This is a genomic window from Bacillus sp. EB106-06-01-XG163 (assembly GCF_058791615.1).
In genome coordinates, this window is sequence record NZ_JBYTDS010000021.1 from 40,222 (window position 1) to 46,819 (window position 6,598).

The window sequence follows — 6,598 nt, forward strand, 5'->3', positions numbered from 1 at the left end:
AGCTTGGACCAGAGCGGCTCAAGCTGTTTCGTAGTGTCATCTGATCACGGAAAACGAGGGAATTGACCGAAATCGGGACTGCGTTTCTCTTTAAAGGAATCGCGGCCTTCTTTCGCTTCGTCAGTCGTGTAATAAAGAAGCGTTGCATCTCCTGCAAATTGCTGAATTCCGGCGAGGCCGTCTGTATCTGCGTTAAATGCCGCTTTAAGGAAACGAAGGGCTGTAGGGCTTTTCTCAAGCATTTCTTCACACCATTTAATTGTTTCCTCTTCAAGTTTCTCTAATGGGACAACCGTATTGACAAGCCCCATGTCGAGCGCTTCCTGCGCGTTGTATTGACGGCACAGGTACCAGATTTCACGGGCTTTCTTATGTCCGACGATACGCGCCAGGTAACCTGAGCCGTAACCGGCATCAAAGCTTCCCACTTTCGGTCCGGTTTGGCCGAAAATCGCGTTATCGGCCGCAATCGTTAAATCACAGACGATATGAAGCACATGGCCTCCGCCGATGGCATAGCCTGATACCATTGCTACGACCGGTTTAGGAATAACACGGATCAAACGCTGAAGATCAAGCACATTCAGACGCGGGATCTGATCGTCTCCGACATATCCGCCGTGACCGCGGACTTTTTGGTCTCCGCCTGAACAGAATGCTTTATCTCCCGCTCCCGCAAGAACGATGACACCAATATTGGAGTCATCACGCGCACGAGCAAACGCGTCAATCATTTCTGATACCGTCTTAGGAGTAAATGCGTTATGTACCTCCGGGCGGTTAATTGTTATTTTTGCAATACCGTTATACGTCTCGTACAGGATTTCATCGTACTGACGTTCACTTTTCCATTCTGCAGCCATTGATATGACCTCCTTCATTTTTGCCTGAGTCCGGCCGAAAAGCTATTTTCTTTATGCTTTACAAGCCGTATAAAAACTCACTTACTATCTTACCAAAAATTCGCGGCTGTTCCACATGTACCGTGTGCCCCGCCTGTTTGACAACCTCTATTTTACTTGATGGGAGCAGGTTATGCACCTTTTGATTAATAGCGCAAAACTTTTCATCCCATTCACCGCATATGAGCAGGACGGGCGCCTTGATGCGGTGTAATGCCTCCCACCAGGAAGGCTGTGAGCCCGTCCCCATTCCGAGCAGGCTGCCTGCTAGTCCGGACGGATTATTTTTCAGCCTGCCGGCACGGATGGACGCCTTTACGCTGTCCGGCAGAGAAAGCTGCGTGGCAAACAACGGAATGCCCTCCCAATAATCGACAAAAGATGTTATACCTTCCCGCAATATAAAGTCAGCAAGCTTCCGGTCTGACTGAATCCGCTTTTTGCGTTCCTGAAGCGTGCTGAGGCCCGGGGTTGTACTTTCCAAAACAAGCGCTGACACCCGATGCGGAAATGCCTGTGCAAAGGAATAAGCAAGTCTTCCCCCCATAGAATAACCAATAAGTTTCACTTTGTGAAGTTTTAATTGATCAAAAACGGCGGCAAGGTCCGCAACCTGCCGGCTCGCACTGTACCTTGCCGCTTGCACAGGCGCGTCTGTCTCCCCGTGACCCAGGCAGTCAATCATCACCATTCGTTCGCCGGGAAACATGCCGCGTAAAAACATCCATGATTCTTTGCTGCCCGTAAATCCATGCAGACAAACGATAGCTTCAGATGATTCGTGTCCGCTATCAGCAGCACGATAGCATACGCCGTCGGCCGTTTTAACTGTTACAGTTTCCATTCTTTTTTCACTTCCCGCACTGCGGCCTGCAGCAGATCGCGATGGAATTTAACTCTTGATGTCCGATCTGTTTTCAGCTCGATTATATGAAGTCCGGGCTTGTCCGCCTGCGGCTGATACGCATCCTTAAATGCTTCCCATGTCTCAGGGCAAGTATACGTCCCGCCGTACAGTGCGGCGGCATGCCGGAAATCAAGACCCGTCGGCGTACCGAACAGTTCTTCAAAATGAGTCTTAACAGATGCCTGCGGCAAAAACGAGAAAATCCCGCCGCCATCATTGTTTATTAAAATAACCGTAAGCGGAATTCCAAGTTTTTTAGCCGCTAACAGCCCGTTTAAATCATGGTAAAACGATAAATCTCCAATGACAAGCGTGACAGGAGCTTTTGTACCTTCACACAGTCCCATAGCCGAGGAGACAACTCCGTCAATTCCGTTAGCGCCGCGGTTGGCATAAACACGGAAGGAACGATCTTGTTTTTCAAAGAACGTATCCACGTCGCGAATCGGCATGCTGTTGCCGACAAAAATCGAACTGCCTTCAGGGACAAGGTGCTGAAGCTGACGATATACATTTCCTTCAAATGATAAATCATCCATGCTCGCGTCCTGTAAATGACTCCGGAAACGCTCATTGACAAACTGCCATTTCTCAAGCCATCCGGACGGCCGCTTTCCGGTTTCAGCTGAACGGACCGCTTCCAAAAACACAGACGGATGGCAATGAATCATATGCGCGCCGGCCTGGGTGGGATCTCTCCATCCTCCGTCTTCATCGACGATAAACTGCTCAATGGCAGGATCATCTCTGAGCCATAAAAAGAGCGGTTTGGAAACCGGCATCGGGCCGAAGCGGATCACAGCGTCCGGGCGCAGCGCCTCTTTTATTTCTTCATCTTTTAAAAACGAGTCATAAGCATCAATAATCAGCGTCTTATCATGCTCCCCGTTTCGGAGGTTTGAAAGCGGGTCAGCTAAAATCGGGAACTGAAGCATCTCGGCAAGCGCGATGATTTGCTGCTTTTCTGCTTCACCGTGAATTTCGCCGCAGACGATCATACCTCTTTCGGTCCCCGCAAGACGCTCTGTAATATGACAGAGAGAATCTTGAGCAGCTGACTGAATCCCTGTTGTGACTGAGACGTGCCGCCCCTTTCTCATTCTTTCAAAAGGTCCGGCTGATAAATCCGGCATCAAAGGCTCTCTGAGCGGCACATTGATATGGACTGGCCCCATCGGGCGCTTCCCGGCTTCACTTACGGCTCTGCCGGCCAATGTTCTGATATAGCTCAGCATTTGAGGATTTTCTTCAGGCAGAGCCGAGTCTGTGAAAAACTTAACAAAGTTACCGAACAGAAAATGCTGGTTAATCGCCTGAGGCGCCCCCACTTCCCTCAATTCATGAGGCCGGTCAGCAGTCAGGACAATAAGAGGCACTCTTGAATAATGAGCTTCAATCACGGCCGGATAGAAGTTAGCCGCCGCCGTTCCTGACGTACAAATCAGCATGACCGGACGCTGGCGGGCTTTTGCAAGACCGAGTGCGAAAAAACCTGCGGATCGTTCATCAATCTGTATATGGACTTGAATATCCGGGTGGGCCGCCGCCAAAACCGCCAAGGGAGTTGACCTCGATCCCGGGCAAACAACCGCGTCGGTGACACCCGATAGGGCGAATTCATCAATAAAGCTTCCGATATAATGTGTAATCGGGTTTGTCAAAGCCTTTCACCTCCTAAAGCAGAGATCATCGGCTTTAGTTTAATTTGTGTTTCTTCATATTCTGATTGCGGATCTGAATCTTCAACAATGCCGCAGCCTGCGAAAAGCCGCGCACTTTTGCCTTCAATCAGCCCTGATCGGATAGCCACGACAAATTCTCCGTTTTCCCTGCCGTCCATCCAGCCGATCGGGGCCGCGTACCATCCGCGTGTCATCGGTTCAATATCAGCGATAACTTCAACAGCTTTCTGCTGGGGAGCTCCGCCCAATGCCGGTGTGGGATGCAGCTTTTCAATTAAATCAAACAGGGAAGCGGACGTTTTAAGATGGCCTGTGATCGGCGTATATAGATGCTGAACACTTTTCGTTTTATATAATTGCGGACCTGCAGGCTTTTTCACATCGCTGCAGCTCGACAAGAAAGAATCGTGTATCATCTGAACCACAAAATCATGTTCCGCAAGATTCTTTTCGTCATGCAGCAGCTCTTTGCCGAGACGGTCATCTTCTTGTTGACTTTCTCCGCGCTTAATAGAACCTGCCAGGCAGGTAGACATGACGTCTTTGCCGGATTTTTTGATCAGCCGTTCCGGTGAAGCGCCGACAAAGCATTTATCTCCCTGCTCAATCGCAAAAACATAGCTTGTCGTTTGGTCCGTCAAAAGCTTGCGGACAACGCTCTCCGCCGGAATAGGCCCATCATATGACAAAACGACTTCCCTTGCCAGCACGACTTTATCATATTGATTTGCTTTCATATCATTTGTTGCTGTTTTAATGGCTTCAAGCCAGTTTTCCACATCAAGTTCTTCCGCTTTTGTTAAAACAGGATATTCTTCATACTCGATTGAAGAAACTGAAAAAGCTTCCGAAAAAGATTTCAGACGTTTCAGCGTATCTTCTGCCTGATTACCGTCTGCCGCCCATTGATTGACGGTTAAATAATCACCATCTGCCGTCTTTGTCAGCATGAGTGAGGGGATAAAGAACAGTCCTTCTTCGAACCCGTTCCATTCGTCTCCTCTCTCTTCAGCGGGATTAAATGAAAAACCTCCGAATAAGACAGGGCCGACCGCGGTATGCGCCGCCTCTTCTTCTTCATGAATATGAAAAGCCGTCTTTTTAAAGCGCTCCCATTGTTCAAAAACGTCGTGATAACGCTTTCCATTTTTTTCATTCGATTGGAACAGCGCTTCTGTGCCAAGACCGACTATTGTTAATTCACTACCGGGTTCTGACCAAAAAAATCGTTTGCCTTTATATTTTTTTGCTCCGTCTTTGAAAAATGATAGAGGGTCTAAAGACGCAATACGTCTTGAATAGCTCAATAAGACAGCATGGTTGACTTGTTTGGCTTTATGTAATGCATGATCTGCTTCCTCTCGGAACGTATGCTGCACCGTTGTCACCATGAGACATTCCTCCATAATCCGTTAAATGCTTTTAATACAATACACCTGAGATGACTTTGTGTCAAACACACAGATGTGAGCACGACAAAATGCCTGCATTTCTTATTATAAACCTTTTTGCGCAAATGAATAAAGAAACAAACTTGAATTTTCTTTCCCCACTCTCGGCAATCACTGTATCCTTTTACTTCCTCATGGGAAAATGACTATTTTTATCCACCATTTTTCTGCGCAAAAGCGTTCATACTAACAGTAAGCATCACATAGAAACGAGGGATTGATGTGCTTACAAACGAACAGATCACACACTTAAAAAAAGAATTGGAAGAAGCCAGACATGATATTTTAAGCCGCTTTAAAGAAAATGATCAATTTCAGTTAGCTGATGAATTCCCGTATCAGTCATCCGGCGAATTGTCTTCCTATGACAATCATCCCGGCGATCAGGCGACCGAATTATATGAGCGGGAAAAAGACCTGGCTCTGCTCGACCATGAACGGGAGCACCTTCGCGATATTGATTACTCTCTGAAACAAATTGAAAACGGCACATACGGCACATGTGAAGTCAGCGGCAAGGACATTCCTTATGACAGACTCGAAGCTCTGCCGACGGCTACGACATTGGCGGAATATTCCTCGCAGGATGCCGTTTCCAAAGACAGGCCGATTGAAGAGGAAACACCGTTCGGACAGTTTGAATTTGATGATGATGAATCAATCCGGGCGACTTACGATAGTGAAGATGCTTATCAGGATGTTGAGGAATACGGAAACTCAGAAACGCCTCAGGATTTAGAGGATCCTCCGCTCAGCTATGGGGATATGACAATGAACTCAGAAGAAAACATCGGCTATGCTGAGGATTATGAAAACTTTATCGCGACAGATATTACTGGAAAAAACATTTCCGTGTATCCAAGCAAAGCACACGAAAAATATGAACAGGAACTGGACGAAGAAGGAATTATGACGACCTTTGGCGATCTTCATGCTGATTAAAACCCCGGCCTGCCGGGGTTTTTGAATACAAATAAATGGTTTGCTGCATTTTTACACTGATACACTTAATGATGCATGAACCTTTTAAAAGGTTTAATATTTCCAAAAAAGGGAACTAACGTATTGACATTGAATGACGGAGGGAACAAATGAAAAAGAAGTATATCGGTGCGATTATTGTATTTATCATTACATATGTCTTGTTTTCTTTAGCGGGGGTTCTCTTTCCCATCGACCGTGAATGGTATGACGCGCTGCAAAAACCTGACTGGACGCCGAGCGGATCAGTGATCGGTATCATATGGGCGGTTTTGTTTGCGCTTATTTCGCTCTCAGCAGCCTTGATATACGCAAAGTTTTCATGTAAAGAATCCAAAGCTTTTTGGGTGATGCTTCTCATCAATTATATCGTGAATCAAGGATTCAGCTATTTTCAATTCACACAGAAAAATTTGCTTGCTGCATCTATCGATTGCCTGCTTGTGGCTGTGACAACACTCATTCTGTTGCTCATTGCCGGTAAATACAGTAAAGCTTCAGCCTGGCTTCTGGTCCCTTATTTATTATGGAGCGCTTTTGCCACATACTTGTCTTTTACCATTTACACTATGAACGCATAATAAAAAAACCTTGCATAGTGGGACTGACCCCATAATATGAGACAAACAAAAAACACCTTCAAGTTTGAAAACGGATCGTTGTTATCCGAAATTA

At 46.7% G+C, this 6,598-nt stretch carries 6 protein-coding genes; 2 read left to right on the top strand and 4 right to left on the bottom strand.

Features of this window, described 5'->3' with window-relative positions; genetic code table 11:
- Positions 1-44: 44 nt before the first annotated feature.
- From menB to AC3WTF_RS18625, 4 genes are read right to left on the bottom strand one after another with little or no spacing between them, the layout of a single operon-like run.
- Positions 45-863 (bottom strand): 1,4-dihydroxy-2-naphthoyl-CoA synthase, encoded by an 819-nt coding sequence (gene menB, locus AC3WTF_RS18610; RefSeq protein ID WP_007408846.1) that lies wholly within the window; start codon positions 861-863, stop codon positions 45-47.
- Between the two features lie 58 nt (positions 864-921).
- Positions 922-1,746, bottom strand: a complete 825-nt coding sequence (menH, locus tag AC3WTF_RS18615) for a 2-succinyl-6-hydroxy-2,4-cyclohexadiene-1-carboxylate synthase (RefSeq protein ID WP_012118267.1) — start codon at positions 1,744-1,746, stop codon at positions 922-924.
- The gene (gene menD / locus AC3WTF_RS18620) at positions 1,734-3,470 is read right to left on the bottom strand and encodes a 2-succinyl-5-enolpyruvyl-6-hydroxy-3-cyclohexene-1-carboxylic-acid synthase (RefSeq protein ID WP_492314330.1); all 1,737 of its coding nucleotides are present in this window, start codon (positions 3,468-3,470) and stop codon (positions 1,734-1,736) included. Before menD ends, menH begins: the two co-directional genes overlap by 13 nt.
- On the bottom strand, positions 3,467-4,882 hold the full coding sequence (locus AC3WTF_RS18625; RefSeq protein ID WP_033574247.1) for an isochorismate synthase: 1,416 nt from the start codon (positions 4,880-4,882) through the stop codon (positions 3,467-3,469). Before AC3WTF_RS18625 ends, menD begins: the two co-directional genes overlap by 4 nt.
- A 282-nt stretch (positions 4,883-5,164) precedes the next feature.
- Between AC3WTF_RS18625 and AC3WTF_RS18630 the strand changes: the two genes are divergently transcribed.
- Positions 5,165-5,884: a TraR/DksA C4-type zinc finger protein gene (locus AC3WTF_RS18630; RefSeq protein ID WP_007408850.1), complete on the top strand. Its 720-nt coding sequence runs from the start codon at positions 5,165-5,167 to the stop codon at positions 5,882-5,884.
- Positions 5,885-6,033: 149 nt separating this feature from the next.
- On the top strand, positions 6,034-6,504 hold the full coding sequence (locus tag AC3WTF_RS18635; protein ID WP_020956249.1) for a TspO/MBR family protein: 471 nt from the start codon (positions 6,034-6,036) through the stop codon (positions 6,502-6,504).
- Positions 6,505-6,598 lie beyond the last annotated feature (94 nt).